This is a genomic window from Vibrio sp. QJM3NY_27, from assembly GCF_057785955.1.
Map to the genome: position 1 here is coordinate 141450 of NZ_CM173511.1, position 17664 is coordinate 159113.

Annotated in this window: 14 protein-coding genes and 1 riboswitch; of the genes, 10 read left to right on the forward strand and 4 right to left on the reverse strand. The window is 42.5% G+C overall.

All coding sequences use genetic code 11. The annotated features are described in order from the left end of the window. The first annotated feature begins 18 nt into the window (after nt 1-18). Nucleotides 19-738, forward strand: coding sequence for an osmolarity response regulator transcription factor OmpR (gene ompR, locus AC3CIA_RS00640; RefSeq protein ID WP_009848007.1), 720 nt, complete (start codon nt 19-21; stop codon nt 736-738). A 166-nt stretch (nt 739-904) separates the two neighbouring features. Beyond that, a complete protein-coding gene (gene envZ / locus AC3CIA_RS00645) occupies nt 905-2206 on the forward strand; it encodes a two-component system sensor histidine kinase EnvZ (RefSeq protein ID WP_065207348.1) in 1302 nt (433 codons plus the stop codon). Nucleotides 2207-2327: 121 nt separating this feature from the next. Here the strand turns inward: envZ and recG are convergent, their stop codons facing one another. The 4 genes from recG to gmk form a co-directional block, all read right to left on the reverse strand. Then, nucleotides 2328-4406, reverse strand: a complete 2079-nt coding sequence (gene recG / locus AC3CIA_RS00650; protein WP_488518341.1) for an ATP-dependent DNA helicase RecG — start codon at nt 4404-4406, stop codon at nt 2328-2330. 460 nt (nt 4407-4866) lie between these two features. Continuing rightward, a complete protein-coding gene (spoT, locus tag AC3CIA_RS00655; protein ID WP_004735646.1) occupies nt 4867-6993 on the reverse strand; it encodes a bifunctional GTP diphosphokinase/guanosine-3',5'-bis pyrophosphate 3'-pyrophosphohydrolase in 2127 nt (708 codons plus the stop codon). Nucleotides 6994-7038: 45 nt separating this feature from the next. Then, nucleotides 7039-7311, reverse strand: a complete 273-nt coding sequence (gene rpoZ, locus AC3CIA_RS00660) for a DNA-directed RNA polymerase subunit omega (protein WP_004735648.1) — start codon at nt 7309-7311, stop codon at nt 7039-7041. Between the two features lie 116 nt (nt 7312-7427). Further along, nucleotides 7428-8051, reverse strand: coding sequence for a guanylate kinase (gene gmk, locus AC3CIA_RS00665; protein ID WP_017109197.1), 624 nt, complete (start codon nt 8049-8051; stop codon nt 7428-7430). A 348-nt stretch (nt 8052-8399) separates the two neighbouring features. Further along, nucleotides 8400-8499: riboswitch (purine riboswitch) on the forward strand. A 58-nt stretch (nt 8500-8557) separates the two neighbouring features. Between gmk and AC3CIA_RS00670 the strand changes: the two genes are divergently transcribed. The 8 genes from AC3CIA_RS00670 (at nt 8558) to AC3CIA_RS00705 (ending at nt 17649) form a co-directional block, all read left to right on the forward strand. Further along, nucleotides 8558-9928, forward strand: a complete 1371-nt coding sequence (locus AC3CIA_RS00670) for an NCS2 family permease (RefSeq protein WP_488518342.1) — start codon at nt 8558-8560, stop codon at nt 9926-9928. 207 nt (nt 9929-10135) lie between these two features. Beyond that, nucleotides 10136-10561, forward strand: a complete 426-nt coding sequence (locus AC3CIA_RS00675; RefSeq protein WP_017079068.1) for a phosphate-starvation-inducible protein PsiE — start codon at nt 10136-10138, stop codon at nt 10559-10561. A gap of 212 nt (nt 10562-10773) precedes the next feature. After that, a complete protein-coding gene (locus AC3CIA_RS00680) occupies nt 10774-11406 on the forward strand; it encodes an alternative oxidase (RefSeq protein ID WP_114634193.1) in 633 nt (210 codons plus the stop codon). 470 nt (nt 11407-11876) lie between these two features. Beyond that, on the forward strand, nt 11877-12089 hold the full coding sequence (gene cspE, locus AC3CIA_RS00685; protein ID WP_004735656.1) for a transcription antiterminator/RNA stability regulator CspE: 213 nt from the start codon (nt 11877-11879) through the stop codon (nt 12087-12089). 548 nt (nt 12090-12637) lie between these two features. Continuing rightward, nucleotides 12638-13891 carry a DNA cytosine methyltransferase gene (locus tag AC3CIA_RS00690; RefSeq protein WP_327785014.1) on the forward strand — a complete coding sequence of 418 codons (1254 nt, stop codon included), beginning with the start codon at nt 12638-12640 and terminating at the stop codon, nt 13889-13891. Continuing rightward, on the forward strand, nt 13884-16268 hold the full coding sequence (locus AC3CIA_RS00695; RefSeq protein WP_327785015.1) for an ATP-binding protein: 2385 nt from the start codon (nt 13884-13886) through the stop codon (nt 16266-16268). The genes AC3CIA_RS00690 and AC3CIA_RS00695 overlap by 8 nt, the downstream gene beginning before the upstream one ends. Further along, nucleotides 16265-17203 (forward strand): response regulator, encoded by a 939-nt coding sequence (locus tag AC3CIA_RS00700; protein ID WP_327785016.1) that lies wholly within the window; start codon nt 16265-16267, stop codon nt 17201-17203. The genes AC3CIA_RS00695 and AC3CIA_RS00700 overlap by 4 nt, the downstream gene beginning before the upstream one ends. After that, nucleotides 17200-17649: a phosphatase domain-containing protein gene (locus AC3CIA_RS00705; protein ID WP_327785017.1), complete on the forward strand. Its 450-nt coding sequence runs from the start codon at nt 17200-17202 to the stop codon at nt 17647-17649. The genes AC3CIA_RS00700 and AC3CIA_RS00705 overlap by 4 nt, the downstream gene beginning before the upstream one ends. Nucleotides 17650-17664: the final 15 nt, after the last annotated feature.

The following is a 17664-nucleotide window of genomic DNA, read 5'->3' on the forward strand; positions in this document are numbered from 1 at the left end:
AATAGGTGGAACCATTACATGCAAGAAAACTACAAAATTTTAGTGGTCGATGACGATGCTCGTTTACGTGCACTGTTAGAACGCTATCTGTCAGAGCAAGGCTTTCAAGTGCGTAGCGTGGCAAACAGTGAGCAGATGGACCGCCTGTTAACCCGTGAAAATTTTCACTTGATGGTATTGGATTTAATGTTGCCGGGCGAAGACGGCCTATCGATCTGTCGCCGCCTAAGAAACGCAAACAACTCGCTACCAATCCTGATGCTGACCGCAAAGGGTGATGAAGTGGATCGCATTGTGGGTTTGGAAGTGGGTGCTGATGATTACCTGCCAAAACCATTTAACCCACGTGAACTGCTTGCTCGTATCAAAGCGGTAATGCGTCGCCAAGTAATTGAAGCACCGGGCGCGCCAAGCACAGAAGAGTCTGTGGTTGAGTTTGGTGAGTTCCGCTTGAACCTAGGTACACGTGAAATGTTCCGCGGTGAAGAGCCAATGCCTCTTACCTCAGGTGAATTTGCGGTTCTTAAGTCGCTAGTGACTAACGCTCGTGAGCCAATGTCTCGCGATAAGCTGATGAACATGGCACGTGGCCGTGAGTATTCAGCGATGGAACGTTCTATCGATGTTCAGATTTCACGTCTGCGTCGTCTAGTTGAAGAAGATCCAAGTAAACCTCGTTATATCCAAACGGTGTGGGGCTTGGGTTACGTATTCGTTCCAGATGGCAAAGCAGTCTAAGCCGGTTTTGTAAGCTCTATATCAGCTTCATCGGTTCTGTGAATCAGAATTCTATATTTACGGGTCATCTCATTAATATGCGATGGCCCGTTTTGTATTCAGCACAAGGGTTTACAGCTATAGTTCCCATTATACCCCTTTATCATCCCCTCAATTTAGGTCTTCTATGCGCATACGTAGCTCCTTTACTCAGTCGATAGTACTCTTCTTAACCCTGTTGGTCGCTAGCCAAATCTTTTCTTATTACGCGGTGTTTAACTATGCATTGATGCCGAGTTTGCAGCAGTTTAATAAGATCTTGGCTCATGAGTTAAACCTTGTGTTGGACCAAGGCACTGACATGGATATCGAGATTGATGCGCCACTACGTCAACGTGTGCTTGAGCAGTTAGGAGTGACGGTTCACGCCAAGGACAGCGAAGCCGCGGGTGAGTATTACCATGCGGTAGCAATCGACCTGATGAGTGAGGAGATGACCAAAGAGTTGGGCTCTGAAACCGAAGTGCGATTGATCTTGGGTAAAGATAGCTACGTGTTGTGGATGGACATCGCACAGCTGCCTAACTCCTTGATTCGTATTCCTCTGTCTGAGCTGCAAGAAGAAGACTTTGCGCCTCTGTTCCGTAACAGCCTGATCATGGCGATGTTGATTGTCGCGGGTGGCTGGCTGTTCATTCGCTTGCAAAACCGGCCTTTGATAGCGCTAGAGAAAGCCGCCCAAGGTGTGGGGCGTGGTGATATTCCACCACCGCTACCAGTACAAGGTGCGCAAGAGATCCGCTCGGTAACTCGAGCCTTTAATCAGATGTCGAAAGGTATCCAAGAACTCGAAGAAGACCGCGCTTTGTTGATGGCAGGTATCAGTCATGATTTACGTACTCCGTTAACGCGTATTCGCTTAGCGACCGAGATGATGTCACCAGAAGACAGCTATTTAGCGGAAGGGATCATCAGTGATACCGAAGAGTGTAATGAGATCATCAGCCAGTTTATGGATTACCTAAAGCCCGTTGATCGAGATTCATTCCAAGAGGTATTTGTCGATGATATTGCCCGAGAAGTTTCTAGCTCTGAAGGTGGCTACGAGGTACAAATTGAAACCGATATACCAGATTCGATGAAGCCTGCACTAGGGAACCCGATCGCGATGAAGCGTGCCGTGAGTAACTTGGTGGTGAATGCGCTGCGCTATGGCAATGGTTGGGTGAAGGTTTCGACGGGGATGACGGCCGATAATAAATTGGCTTGGGTAACCGTTGAAGATAACGGCCCTGGGATCCCGCAAGACCAAGTCGGTAAGTTGTTTGAACCGTTCACGCGTGGTGACACCGCTCGTGGCAGTGAAGGGACAGGTTTAGGCTTAGCGATTGTGAAACGTATTGTCAGCCAGCACCAAGGCGCGGTGGTGGTGAATAATCGCAGTGAAGGTGGCTTAAAAGCGCAGATCAGTTTCCCTGTGAAGCCTTAAATACTATTGGGAGTTGGGGACCTGTATAGAGATCGTCGCTCTTGCTTGATGAAAGTAACGCACACTAAAAAGGCTTCCTTGAGGAAGCCTTTTTTACGTTTGAATGCGGTCTCAGTGTTAACTACGCCTTGGAGTAAACATCGCGCTCGCCTAGCCAGCGGTTGATGATCGCCTTGGCGTTGTCTGGGTAGCTATCGTGGATATGTCTTGCGATACGTTGTACTTCTGGGATTAAACGTTGGTCACGAATTAGATCGGCGATCTTGAAATCAGCTAAGCCAGTTTGTTTGGTACCGAGCAATTCACCGGGGCCACGGATTTCTAAGTCGCGCTGTGCAATCACAAAGCCATCGTTACTTTCACGTAGCACCCCTAGGCGTTTCTGAGCGGTTTTAGACAGCGGAGAGTGATACAACAATACACAATGACTTGCGACCGAACCTCGGCCAACACGGCCACGCAGTTGGTGCAGTTGCGCTAGGCCAAGACGTTCTGGGTTCTCGATGATCATTAAGCTCGAATTCGGAACATCCACACCCACTTCAATCACGGTTGTCGCAACCAATAGATGCAGCTTGTTCTCTTTGAACTCTCGCATCACCGCTTGTTTCTCGGCGGGTTTCATACGGCCATGAACTAAACCGATTTTCACCTCAGGCAGTGTGCGTTGCAGCTCTTCTGCAGTGTCAGCTGCGGCTTGAGCTTCCAGTACTTCCGACTCATCAATCAGCGTACATACCCAATAGGCTTGTTTACCTTCATTGAGACAGGCATTACGCACGCGCTCAACAATGTCATCACGTTTGGTATCAGGTATTGCTACGGTTTGAATTGGAGTTCGTCCCGGTGGCAACTCATCAATAATCGAGGTTTCAAGATCGGCATAGGCCGTCATTGCTAGCGTTCGTGGAATCGGGGTTGCAGTCATTACCAGCTGGTGAGGGTAATAACCCTGCTTCGCGCCTTTTTCACGCAGCTCCAGTCGCTGGTGGACGCCAAATCGGTGTTGCTCATCAATGATCACTAAACCAAGGTTTTTGAACTCGACATGCTCTTGGAACAGCGCATGAGTACCAACCACCATTTGCGCTTCGCCGCTGGCAATACGTGTTAGTTCTGTTTCGCGAGCTTTGCCTTTGAGTTTGCCCGCTAGCCAGCCAACTTGAACGCCCATCGCCTCAAACCAATTGGCAAAGTTAATCGCGTGCTGTTCTGCCAATAGCTCGGTTGGTGCCATCAGTGCCACTTGCTGACCATGTTCGAGTGCGCGAACGGCTGCCAGTGCGGCGACTAAGGTTTTACCTGAACCTACATCACCCTGTACTAAACGCATCATAGGGTGTGGCTTTTCAAGGTCGGCTTCGATCTCTTTAGTCACCCTTACTTGAGCATTGGTTGGTGAAAACGGAAGTTGAGCTAACAACTTATCTTTGAGGGTGTTTACCGGAGGGAAAGGCATCGCTTTGTCTTGCTGCCCTTTACTACGAACAGACAGCATCGATAGGTTTTGAGCCAGTAGCTCTTCCATAATCAGGCGCAGCTGCGCAGGATGTTTACCTTCATCAAACAGCTCTAGGTCAATGCCCGGAGGAGGCCTGTGAATGGTATGCAGTGCTTGCGCGAGTGTTATTTGGTGGTCGTATAAACCGGATGGAAGCAACTCATTAACTGCGGCCTTGTCGATTAACTCTAAAGCTTGATCGGTAAGATTACGCAGTGTGACTTGTCTTAGCCCTTCGGTGGTTGGGTACACCGGAGTTAGGTTGGCTTCAACGTCTGGCTGTTGCCTCGGCGCAAAGAATTTGTAGTCGGGATGGACAATCTCAAGCCCCATATTACCGCGCTTGATCTCACCATAAGCATGCACTTGTTTGCCTTCGGCAAAGTTATTTTTCATGCCTGCAGTGAAGTTGAAAAAACGTAGGGTAATAGTGCCATTACCATCACTGATCTTTACTGCGAGCATCTTACGTTTACCGAAAATGGTATCGACGTGCATTACCTTGCCTTGCACTGCTGCCCATAAACCAGCATGCAGTTTTACGATGGGATAGATACGCGTTCGATCTTCATAGCGCAAAGGCAGGTGAAACAGCAGGTCTTGTACATTGTTAAGCCCAACCTTCTCTAGTTTCTCTGCGACTTTAGCGCCGACTCCAGATAAAGAGTTGAGAGGGATAGCAGATAAAAGCTGTGACATAACAAGGCTCATAAACGTAAGAGAGATAATCTATTCAAGCATTTTACTGGATTTTTGTACAGGGTAAAGCTTAGAAGCAGATGAGGGATGAGAGTGAACGAGATGCGAAGGTAATAAGAGCAGATGCGGGGTACGGGTAAACGAGATACGAAGAGATAAGAGTAGATTCGGGATGCGAGTAAGCTAGATGCGAAGGGAATAAGAGCAGATACGGGATGCGGGTAAACGAGATTCGAAGAGGTAAGAGCAGATTCGGGATACGGGTGAACGAGGTACGAAAAGGTTAAAAGCAGATTCGGGATACGAGTAAACGGGGTACTAAAGGGGGGATATAGAAAACAGGGCGGTACAAAAAATTAAAGCAGACTCGAAATACGAAGAGTTGAGGTGGTGAAAAGCTTTTGCTCTTCGCATCTCGAGACTCGTATCTCTCATCTGCTTTATTTATCTGCTGTTAGATCTAGTTCTTACGACGTTTTACTTTTAGCGCGTGTGGCATCACACGTAGCTTTTTCATAATACTTGCAAGATGAACACGATCTTTGGTCGTCAGCAAGATAGTCACTGTGTACAGGCGTCCATCACGTTCTTCGGTTGAAATACCGTGAATGTTTGAGCCCGTTTTCGAGATAACGTTCGTTAACTCTGCCAGTGCACCTTGGTGGTTTTGGATGTCGATCTGAAGTTCAGCTGTGAACTCTTGATCGTAATCGTCAGACCATTCCACCGCCATGTATTTGTCTGGTTCTTTTTGGTAGCCACGGACGTTTGGACACGTTTCGCGGTGAACCACAAGGCCACGACCTGGAGATACATGAGCAATGATGTGATCGCCTGGGATCGGGTGACAACAATTTGCAAAAGTCAGTAGTAGACCTTCAGCTCCGCGGATAGCTAGTTTCTTCCTAGGCGCATCGCTGTTGTTTTTCACTTCAGTCAGTTCGTCAGCATCACCCAGTAGGCGACGAGCAATGACGATACTCATCAGCTCGCCAAGACCAATCGATGCTAGCAAGTCTTCAACGCTTTCTAGGCGTAAGTCAGACAATACATGCTCGAGGTTCTCTTGGCCGATATCGGCAATAGAGTGTTCACCAAGTGCATGATTCAGTAGACGACGGCCTAGGGTAATCGACTCTTCACGGCGCATTGTCTTCAGAACCTGACGGATCTTAGTACGAGCACGTGAGGTCACCACGTAGTTGAGCCATGCAGCATTCGGACGTGCGCCCGGAGCACTGATGATCTCAATGGTTTGACCGTTCTTCAGCGACTTGCTGAGTGGGTAAGGGTTCATGTCGACGCGAGCCCCTACACACATATTGCCGACGTCGGTATGTACCGCGTAAGCAAAATCGACCGCTGTTGCACCCGCAGGAAGTTCGACGATACGACCTTTCGGCGTGAACACGAAGATCTCATCTGGGAACAGATCAGACTTAACGTTTTCAATAAATTCGAATGAGTTACCTGCGCTTTGTTGAAGCTCAAGCAAGCTCTGCATCCAACGCTGTGCTTTAACCTGTGCGGTTGTCCCATTACTACTGCGTGAGCCACTGCCTTTGTAAGACCAGTGCGCCGCGACACCTTTGTCGGCCATTTGCTCCATATCTTCGGTACGGATCTGAACCTCTACAGGTACCCCGTGAGGGCCGATCATTGACGTATGAAGAGATTGGTAGCCGTTGGCTTTTGGTACCGCAATGTAATCTTTCATGCGGCCCGGACGTGGCTTGTACAAGCTGTGAGCCTGGCCAAGTGCGCGATAACAAGTGTCTGGGGTATCAACCACTACGCGGAAAGCGTAGATGTCCATAATGGTGTGAAAGCGCTGCTCTTTGGTTTTCATCTTGTTATAGATGGAGAACAAGTTCTTTTCACGACCTACGACGCGAGCAGACAAACCGACTTCTTCAAGACGGCCTTCAATTTCGCTATGGATACGTTGGATCATTTCCTTACGGTTACCACGCGCAGCTTTCACTACATTTCTGAGTACGCGATAACGGTTAGGGTAGAGGGCTTCGAAGCCCAACTCTTCTAGTTCGGTCTTGATGTTATGAATACCAAGACGGTGAGCTAGCGGAGAATAGATCTCTAAAGTTTCACGAGCAATACGACGCTTTTTGTCAGGACGAAGTGCCCCAAGCGTACGCATGTTGTGAGTACGGTCAGCTAATTTGATCAAGATAACGCGGATGTCTTGCACCATGGCGAGAACCATCTTACGGAAGTTCTCTGCTTGCGCTTCTTTGCGATCACGAAATTTAAGCTTATCCAGCTTAGATACACCATCAACCAGTTCAGCAACGGTATTGCCGAATTGAGCTTCTAGCTCCTCTTTTGTAACTTCAGTATCTTCAATTACATCGTGGAGTAGGGCGGCTTGCAGGGTTTCGATATCCAGACGCATTTCTGCCAGGATTCTTGAAACAGCAACAGGATGGATTATGTATGGTTCACCCGTTGAACGGGTTTGCCCTTCATGGGCATTTCTCGCTACCACATAAGATTGACGCAGAGCCTCAATTTGAGGCTCTGTTAGGTATTCTTGGGCAACGTCTTTGAGGCTATCGAATAGATACAAATTAAAGGCCCGGAAGGTTAATTAGTTCGAATGACGTTGATTCTATCAGCGAGTGTGAGCGATGCTGCTTACTGCTGCAAGTTCAGCCGCTTCTTGTTCTTGTTGCTCTTGACGCTCACGAGCATCTAGTACGTCTTTAGTGATAAGACCTTCTTCGATTTCGCGAAGAGCGATAACCGTCGGCTTATCGTTTTCTTCAGGCACTAGTGAATCTTTGCCGCCAGTTTGCATTTGACGTGCGCGGCGAGCCGAAATAAGAACTAGGTCGAAACGGTTGCCAACTTTTTCAACAGCGTCTTGAACAGTTACGCGTGCCATGAGGACTCCAAATAGTAATTAACTAATAAATTTTATATGACGAGAAAGTATACAAGTTTAACTAGAGACTTTCTAGTTCACCGTATACTTATCTCAATGGAAAATCTAGTTCTAGATTATTCCGCTAATAAAGCAGTAAGCATGCCGCTGTATTTAGCTGCTTGCTTATCTTCTTTCAAACGTTCCGCACGAATGATTGCTCTGAAGTCCATTAAGGCTGCATCAAAGTCATCATTCACGATCACATAATCGTATTCTGCATAGTGAGAAATCTCAGATTTTGCTTCGCTCATGCGTTTCGCAATAACTTCGTCGCTATCTTGACCGCGAACATTTAAACGACGCTCTAGCTCACCATTTGATGGTGGAAGAATGAAGACACTCTTCGCTTGAGGCATTTGTTCACGGATCTGACGAGCACCTTGCCAGTCGATATCTAGGAATACATCGATACCGCGGTTTAGGTTTTCTTCAATCCAAACACGTGACGTACCGTAGTAGTTGCCGAATACTTCAGCATACTCTAGGAACTCACTCTTCTTGATGAGATCTTCAAAGTGATGTTTCTCTACAAAGTGGTAGTGAACACCATTTTCTTCACCAGGGCGCATACCGCGAGTGGTGTGTGAAACAGATACCTTCATTGCGTAGGTTGGATTGGTTTCCAGCATTGCTGAGATCAAGCTCGATTTACCTGCGCCACTAGGTGCAGATACGATGTAAAGAGTACCTATGCCCATCTGTATATTTCCACTGTTGGTTGGATTGAGTGAAGGCGATAAACCGACACTATAAAAGATAGCACTGACCCTAATTTTTGTTCCGGTGGTGCATCTACTAATTGTTTCGGTGGTTACATCTATAAAGGGATAACGAGTGAAACCAATAGAGACAACTGGTGAAAATTAGGTCAGAAAAATGGAGGCGAAGAGTAGCATATTTAGATGATTGAGAACAACTGGCTTGATCGTTATTTATCAGCGAATGATCTTTTCAAGGATCTTTGTATAACTGCAATGACTCGTCATCTTCACTTTTTTATGTGATCTGGACAAAATTTGTTGAAGTTTTAATCTCAATCCTTACAATCCGCGCAAACGATTAAATGCTGTATATATCTAGTGATATGGACTAGATGTTTCTACTACCGAGCCTACCTTGGTGACTACAGTTTTTAGTGTAGAGACCCCTCTATTCTCACAGCATTTGAATCTCAAATTTTTCAATTTATTACATAGGTTTTGTTGTGAATACCGACTCCACCCTGAAAGCCCAGAAAGCATCTGGTTCGCTTGACACCATGTTCAAACTCTCAGAGAGAAAGACCGCGATCAGCACTGAGCTATATGCAGGTTTTATTACCTTCTTAGCGATGAGCTACATCTTGGCGGTTAACCCAGCGATTTTAGGTGGCATCCCAGGAATGGACAAAGGGGCTGTATTTACGGCAACCGCTCTTTCTGCGGCTATCGCAACGCTTATCATGGGCATTTGGGGTAACTACCCAGTGATGCTGGCGCCAGGTATGAGCATGAACGGCTTCTTCAAAGGCTTACTGTTAAGTGGTTCAGTCGCTGTACTTTGGAATGAAGCGCTATTTGGCATCTTCCTATCGGGTATCCTTTATCTCGCTTTCTCATTGACCAATATTCGTAAGTCGATGATTGAATCGATTCCTGAAGATTTGAAGTTGGCGATTACCGTATCTCTCGGCTTATTCATTGCTTTCTTAGGACTTAAGAATGCAGGCATCATCGTGTCTAACCCGTTTGTACTGGTTGGCTTAGGTGACATCTCAGACCCACAAGTGGTTATCGCTTATGTGAGTATCTTCATCGCTCTGGGCTGTATGGTTCGTGACATTAAGCTGGCAACGTTTATCTCGTTTGTTTCAGCGATTGCATTGACGATTTTGGCTGATGTGTTCTTAGGTACATCAAACGCACCAATCCCAGATCAATTCGTTTCTATGCCACCAAGTATGGCGGGCAGCTTCGGTGCGATCTTTGATTTCTCAGCTTTCACCCCTGAGAAAATGTTCGACCTATTGTTCATCGTCCTTATTTTCCTGATTGTCGATTTCTTCGATGGCTTAAGCACGATTGTTGGTGTTGGTCGTGATGCGGGTATCATCGACAAAGATGGCAAGGTACCAAATGCGAAATCGGCTTTAGTTGCTGATGCAGGTGGAACAGTGATTGGTTCTATTTTAGGTACCACATCGATCACCGCGTTCTCGGAATCTGGTATTGCTTCTTCTCAAGGGGCGAAAACGGGCTTGGCAGCAGTCATGGTGGCTGGCTTATTCCTAGTGTCTCTATTTCTATACCCAATCTTCTCTATCTTCTCAGCGGCAATGGTTGCGCCGGCGATGGTCGTGGTGGGTATCTACATGGTTGGCCGTCTTGGTCAGATTAACTGGGAAAAGAAAGAGTCACGCATTGCGGCTTTCTTCACCATCATGTTCACCGTTCTAAGCTTCTCTCCAGCAAACGGTATGGCGATGGGTTTCATTAGCTACGCATTTACTATGGTTGTTGCGGGTAAGCGCAAAGAAGTGCACCCACTTATCTACGGCCTGTGTGTGGTGTTCTTAACTTACCTGATTCTGCTTTAAGGCTAATTAGCCACTAAAAAGCCGCTAAGTAAAAGACAAACAGATGGCTCTGCAGTGAATGTGGGGCCATTGTTTTATCTGTTGTTTCTTACCTTTGCTTCTTACTGGTGGTTACCGATGAATTGATGGCGATGCTTTGACAGTACGCGACTTATATTGATGCATGCTATTGTAGAGACTGGATTAATTATTTTTTGAAGAGTGACTATGCCTTCTAACTTGCCTAAATCTTTTAGTAAGCCGTTTTTAAAAGTATTCCACATTATGGAAGCGGTATTGCTGGTGGCGATCACACTGGCGACCTTGTTTGCGATGGTCGAAGAGTTCATGCATGTCTTCGCTGAACGCCGAGTGCAATTGACCGACATTCTGCTGATGTTTATCTATTTAGAAGTGTTGGCGATGGTTCAGCAGTTTGTGATGAACGGTAAGATCCCAGTGCGATACCCCATCTACATCGCGATGATGGCAATTGCTCGTTATATCACTTTAGGCATGAAAGAACTCGATGCGGTATTGATCGTTTGGTTATCTTTAGCGGCATTTATCTTGGCCGCAGCAACACTCTTGATTCGTGTTGGGCATCATTATTGGCCATATGTCGATCTAAGAACCAAGCAGCCGGATGAGTAAATTAATCAGGTTATAAGCTAATAAGAGCCCAGCCATGTTGCTGGGTTTTTTATTGCCCTCGACGTGTCTAAAGGACATAAAGATGTCTTTTTTATTACGGTGATTGTGTTGTCAATAAGACTCTAATTGTTGTTTTTACCTTGATGTACAAGGCTTTGTGTCTTGGCATGAATGTTGATTAATAAGTATTAGACTCATATAAGGAACACGCTATGCATTTTGAAAGCACTCATTATAAACCTGAAATCTTCTCCGAAAAGGTTGCACTTCTTGTTACTCGACTTCTCAAAAAGACACTTAACTTGTTTTATGGAAAACACTTAGCCAAACGAGCGATGCTGTTAGAAACCATAGCGGCGGTGCCGGGCATGGTGGCGGGAGTGTTCAACCACCTCAAAGCTCTGCGCCGCATGAAAGACGATGGTGGTTGGATCAAAGAGCTACTGGACGAAGCGGATAATGAACGGATGCATTTGATGATTTTCCTTACCGTTACCAACCCGTCCATTATAGAGCGCATTTTAGTGATGCTATTACAGTTCATCTTTCTACTCATCTATGGATTGATTTACTTAGTCTCATCTAAAACGGCACATAGGATTGTTGGGTATTTTGAAGAGGAAGCTTGTAATAGTTACTCCGAATATATCTCGAAAATTCAAGATGGCACGTTGCCCAATCATCCTGCGCCTGAAATTGCGATTAAATATTATCGCTTACCCGAGAATGCTACGTTTTTGGATGTGCTTTTCTGCATAAGGGAAGATGAAGCTAAACATAGAGATAAGAATCACGACATTGCCGATCTCTATAAAACCCAAGACTTACCCGATCATCAGTGCTAATCATCAAAAAGACATAATGATGACAAATAAAGCTCAACAACCAGAAAATAAGGTCGTCTTAATTACTGGTTCAAACCTGGGATGGGGTTGAGCTTTTCTATGCATACTAGAAATACGGACTTACCTGAGGGGGAGTGCTTAGAGAGTCGTACTATGAGTAAATTTCTTAAGATCAAAGCGTTATAAATGAGCTTAATGGCGTAGTAGGGCTGTAATTTAAGCCAACCGAACAAAAAAACATCAATTATTTTCAAATAAAGCTTTACAACCCGACCCAGATCACCAAGAATGGCCTCGCTCTGTTTTCAGAGTTATTAAATGAAACATCAGTTGTAAAGTAAAACCCTTAGTATTGCTTCATTGTTATTCTCAGTGTTTCCCTTGGCTTCATAGATACATTAAATAATTCAAGCTTTCAGCGCATCGCACTTTTGGCGATTAATTTTTTATTTTTATATAAGGGACACATCATGTCTAACAAAACAAACGGCGTAGTAAAATGGTTTAACGAAGAGAAAGGTTTCGGTTTCCTAACTCAAGACAACGGCGGCGCTGACGTATTCGTACACTTCCGTGCAATCGCTTCTGAAGGTTTCAAGACTCTTAAAGAAGGCCAACAAGTGTCTTTCGAAGTAGAGCAAGGCCAAAAAGGTCTTCAAGCTGCAAACGTTGTAGCTCTATAAGATTTTAAGTCGGCGCAGGTTGCATTAGCAACTTGCGTCACTTTCTCCCTTAAATCTTTCCCCTCTAGTTCCACCTGTAATACCCCCCTCAAAATATTCTAAAATCCTTTGCTACATCCGCTTCTCTGTTCTATCTATAGCTGTGTCTATCTTTATCTCTTGCTCCAAACAAATCTCCTGCGTAACAACCTGCTCACTTACTCATCCTGATTGGCATTATTGTATCCATAAAAAAAGCCCCTAAAACTAGGAGCTTATCTTGATCTAATCAACACTGATTCAGCTAATGGCTATTCACAGCGTGTTACTGACAAACTGTTATTCAATATTCTGGATCTGAATGAAGTAAAATAATTTAAGTCATTGATTTTAATGAATGTATATATTTTATTTCTAGCGCATGTCACCAATTCTGTCACCAGTTGAGTTTAGCTAACTATTTTCATGTTAACTCACAAACTGCAAACCTTTTAGTCCTGGTCTTTTGCCAGAATTACTTTAAAATAATACTATCTATATGCAATTAAATCTTAAGAGTATTTTTGTAAATGTCGGACAAATTGAATCAACGTAAAAAAGGCACTTATATAGACCTTTTCTCAGGGTGTGGCGGATTTTCGCTAGGTCTTGGTAATGCTGGTTGGGAGGGTCTATTTGCTGTAGAAAAGGATTCAATGGCATTTTCTACTTTTAGGCACAATTTGATTGATGGAGCCCATGCTCACTTTAACTGGCCCACTTGGTTACCAAAACAAGAAACTACAATTCAAGATCTTCTTGAAAATCACCTAGAACAACTATCGGCTCTGAAAGGTCAAGTTGATCTAATTGCAGGGGGACCTCCCTGCCAGGGCTTTTCCTTGGCTGGTAGAAGAAATGCAAAAGATCCTCGTAACAAGTTGTCTGACGAATACATCAAGATGGTTGAGATAGTCTCACCTAAGTATTTGTTGCTAGAAAATGTTCGAGGGTTTAACGCATCTTTTAAGCCAGCAGAAGGTAAGAAGGCTAGAAAACCGCATTCTATGATTGTAAAAGCCAAATTAGAAAAGCTTGGCTACAAAGTTTTTACTGACTTTTTGTGTAGTGCTGATTTTGGTGTTCCTCAGAAAAGAACTCGATTCATCATGATTGGAATTAAAAAAGAGCTGGTTAAGAGTGATTTTAAAAACCCTTTCGAAGTATTAACAAGTACACAAAGAGAGTTCTTAACTGATAAAAAGCTCCCACTACGTCACGTAAAGGTTAGTGATGCTATCGGTGATCTTCTAGTAAGTGAAAATGGACTTGCTTATCACTCTGGGAATGAAGTTAATGGTTTTAAAGAAATTAACTACACTCAGCCTGAGAAGATGTCAAAGTACCTTCGAGTTATAAGAAGGAATGCAGGTAAAAAGAAACCCAATAGTCTTCGACTGGCTCGCCACAAAGATACAACTATAGAGAAATTCACTAGAATTCAGCAGATTTGCAATCCGGGTATTAGTTTGAATGATGCTATGCGGCTGGAGATTGGTACGAAGAAGCAAGCTATAACAGTACTTAATGCTAATGAGCCTTCTAAGACGCTAACTACTCTACCTGATGATCTACTTCACTATGCTGAACCAAGAATACTGACCGTAAGGGAGATGGCTAGAATCCAATCATTTCCTGATGATTTTGATATTTTAGGTAAGTACACGACTGGTGGTGAAAGAAGGACTCAAGAGTGTCCCCGTTATACGCAAGTAGGGAATGCAGTTCCTCCTCTGTTAGGAGAAGCTTTAGGGTTACTTATAAAGAGATTAAATAATGAATGATAATACTCTGGATGTAAACTTTGTTGCCAATGCAGGTGTAAAGGATATTGTAGGTCGAGGGCTAATATATAATGATAATGTTGCAATTATTGAGTTGGTTAAAAATTCTAAAGATGCAGATTCAATTAAGGCAATAATAGAGCTTACTGATGTTCAAATAGATCCAGAAGGCGATATACTTTCCGAGCTTTTTAGCCCTAACATCATAATTAAAGATTTTGGTGTTGGCATGACTAAAGAAGACATTCAGAATAAATGGTTAAATATCGCTTATTCTGAGAAGAAAAACATTAGAAATAAAGAATATGCCGGTAACAAAGGTGTTGGAAGGTTCAGTTGTGATCGGTTGGGTAAGGAATTAACTCTCTATACTAGAGCTAGAAATGGCGATTTTATTCAGTTGTATATTGATTGGACGCTATATGAAAATAAAGGACGTAATGATGAAATATCAACAATCCCTTTAACAATCAAGCTTATGGAAGAAAGTGACTTTTTGAAAGAAGTTGGTGAAGACCGATTTCCGTCAGGAACTGTTCTTAAAATATCTAAGCTCCGAACTGTGTGGGATGAGAAAAAATTAAGAAAACTATTATCAGAATTGGAAAAGTTCTCACCTGCATTAGATAATGGATTCGAAATACATATAAAAAGTAATATGTTATTTGACTCTGATGAAAGTCTCAATAAGAAACTTAACTCCAAGGTTGATAATGGTATTTTAGATAAGTTAAAGATCAAAACGTCTTATATCGAATCTAATATAGATGATAATGGAGAGTTTATTAATACGATATTGTATTATCAAGGGGAAGAGCTATATAGATATAAGGCTGAAAACCCATTTAAGCTGTTATCTGGTATTTCTATAGAGGCTCATTATTTAGATACTTTATCAAAGAGCTACTTTACACGAAGAGTAGGGGTTAACCCTAATCGATATGGTTCTATATTTCTATTTTATAATGGATTTAGAATATCTCCATATGGTAATGAAAAGAATGATTGGCTAAACCTAGACCAAAGGAAAACTCAAGGTGTATCTCGAAATTTAGGTACTCGAGACATCTTCGGGAAAGTTACCATCAAGGATAAGAAAGACTTATTTAGTGTGATTACAAGCCGTGAGGGGTTAGTTCATAATAACGCTTATTATGAGTTAGCTGCTTCTGATGAAGAAGAAAAAGTAACTCTATCAAATAACCATAGAGAATATGGATATATATTAGTTGTATTAAGACAGTTAGAAGCTTTTGTTGTTGAGGGTTTAGAGTGGAATCGACTAGTAGATACTCTAAATCAAAAGAATGCAGTATCTGCAAAAGATGCAGAAAGAGACCCAAATAGATATATACCCAAAGAGCTTTCAACAGAGAAAGTAAAGAGCTCAATAGAGAAAATGGTAAGTAGCAACTTTAATGTTGTTGAATATGATTTGAATGATGAGCTGATTCTTAAGCTCAAAGCTATTAATGATAAAAAATATAATGAATACCTAGATGAGTTCGTAGATTCTCTGGGTGACGATAGTTTCGCTGACTTAACTAAGCATAAAAAAACACAGACAAAGAAAATAATACAAGAGCTAAAGATTAAGAAAGATATTGCTATTGAACAGAAAGTTGAAGCAGAAAAAATAGCTGATGTAGCAGTAAAAGAAAAAATAATTACAGCAGATAGACTAAAAAATGAAGAAAAAAGAAGTGTTTTTCTTGAGAGGTTAGTTGATCCAGAAAAAACACTAGATGCATTGATTACTCATGTTATTCAACAAATATCAGGAGGTATAGAAAAGGATGCTAGATCTATACTTAATGCATATTATGAATCTCCAGACTTAGTTTCTAAAGATGAATTGATTGAGGTTATTGAGCACGCTGTCCTCGATATCGCTACGATAAAAGAAACTGCCAACATGGCAACTAAAGCTGACTTCAACATCAAAGTTTCATCAGTCAAGCAAGACATTATTTTCTTTATTGAAAGTTATATTGACAAGGTTGTGTCCCGAAGCGGTAAATGGGGGGTAAGAATCTCTTTCGAAAACACTGGAGAGTACGAAAGAAATATTAACTTTAAACCCGCTGAGGCATGTGTTTTGTTTGTAAATATTTTAGAGAATGCTCGTAGAGCTGAAGCAAAAAATTTGAAAGTGCTTTGCGATAAAAATTCGATAAAATTCATTGATGATGGTAAAGGATTTGATTTCGAGAGGCTAGATAAAGAAGCTTATTTCAAAAAGGGCATAACAACAACAACTGGTGGCTCTGGGTTGGGCTTATCTCACTGCCGTAATATTGCTAAATCTTTAGGTGCAGAATTGACAATTAATAATAACAACGAATCAGGTGCAGTTGTTGCTTTGGAGTTTAAATGAAGCTTAAATATAATATAATCTGGATAGATGATCAAATAAGTTTAGTCAGAGGAGATAAAAGAACAATATCTACATTCTTTAAAAGTAAAGAAATTGAACTTGACTTGATTTCTATCGAAGCTAATGCTGGTAGTAGCCTCGTTGAAAATGAAGATTTTATTAGAGCACTTGATTCTCAAGAATTAGATTTCATATTAATAGATTTTAATATGCCAGGTTTAAATGGTTCTGACGTTATTGAATATATAAGAAAAACACTTCATGACTATCACACTCCTATTCTATTTTATACCGGAGATGACCCTTTAGATTTATCTAATGCTATTAACAGTAAGAACTCTGATGGGGTTGAGTTCATCGATGGTATTTTTTACTGCCACAGAGATAATATTAGTGACAAATTCTTAAAAATAGTAAAGTCACAATTAAGAAATGATGAACAAATAAATTCAGTTAGGGGCATGTTAATGGATCGAGTTGGGTACGTTGATCATTGCATTCTAAGGGCTTTCGAACAATGTAAAGATGATGTCTTAGGTGATTCAAGAGGTAGAGTTAGCAACCAAATAAAGGCTCGTTTGAGAAGAAAACAAAGAAGCTTAGAGGATGCTTTAGAAAATATAGATGATTGGAGCTATGAGGAAGTAATTGGTTTCTTGAAAGATAATCCAAGAATCACTGATTGCCATACGCGAGCTGAGTCCTTACGTGAAATGTTAAAGAAATCGCAAGATCTCAAGCATCATGGCAATGTTCTGTCAGATTTTTACAATGGGACTGATCGTGGGGATAGCCTAAATAATCTAAGAAATATTTACGCGCATGAACCATGTGAAGCGATTGAAGAAGTTCATACAGCAGAGAACATTAAGCTGATTCGTATGGAAACTAAGCGTCATATATCAAACATAGAGACGTTACTGGGTATTGAATGAAAACTGTAATTGTGGACTTAGATGGTACTTTAGCTTTGAACCAGCACAGAAGCCACTTTATTGATAAGTCGAACGGTCAGAAACCGGACTGGGTCTCATACTTTAAGGCTTGCGATAAAGACTTACCTCATCTGCCGGTGATTGCAAGTGTAAATGCTCTCAAGAAACAAGGATATAGAGTGCATATTTTCTCTGCCAGAGGCGACATAGTTAGAGATAAAACGGTTAATTGGCTCTCCGTACATGGCATTTTGTACGATGAGTTAACGATGAGGGAAATGGACACATACACAGCAGATGAAATATTGAAACGTTTTTGGTTACTAGACCTTTACCCAAACTACAAAGATGACATTCTTTGCGTGTTCGATGATCGAGACAAAGTAGTCAAAATGTGGAGAGAGTTAGGTTTGACTTGTTTTCAAGTAGCCGATGGAAATTTCTAGTTGAAACTTGATATC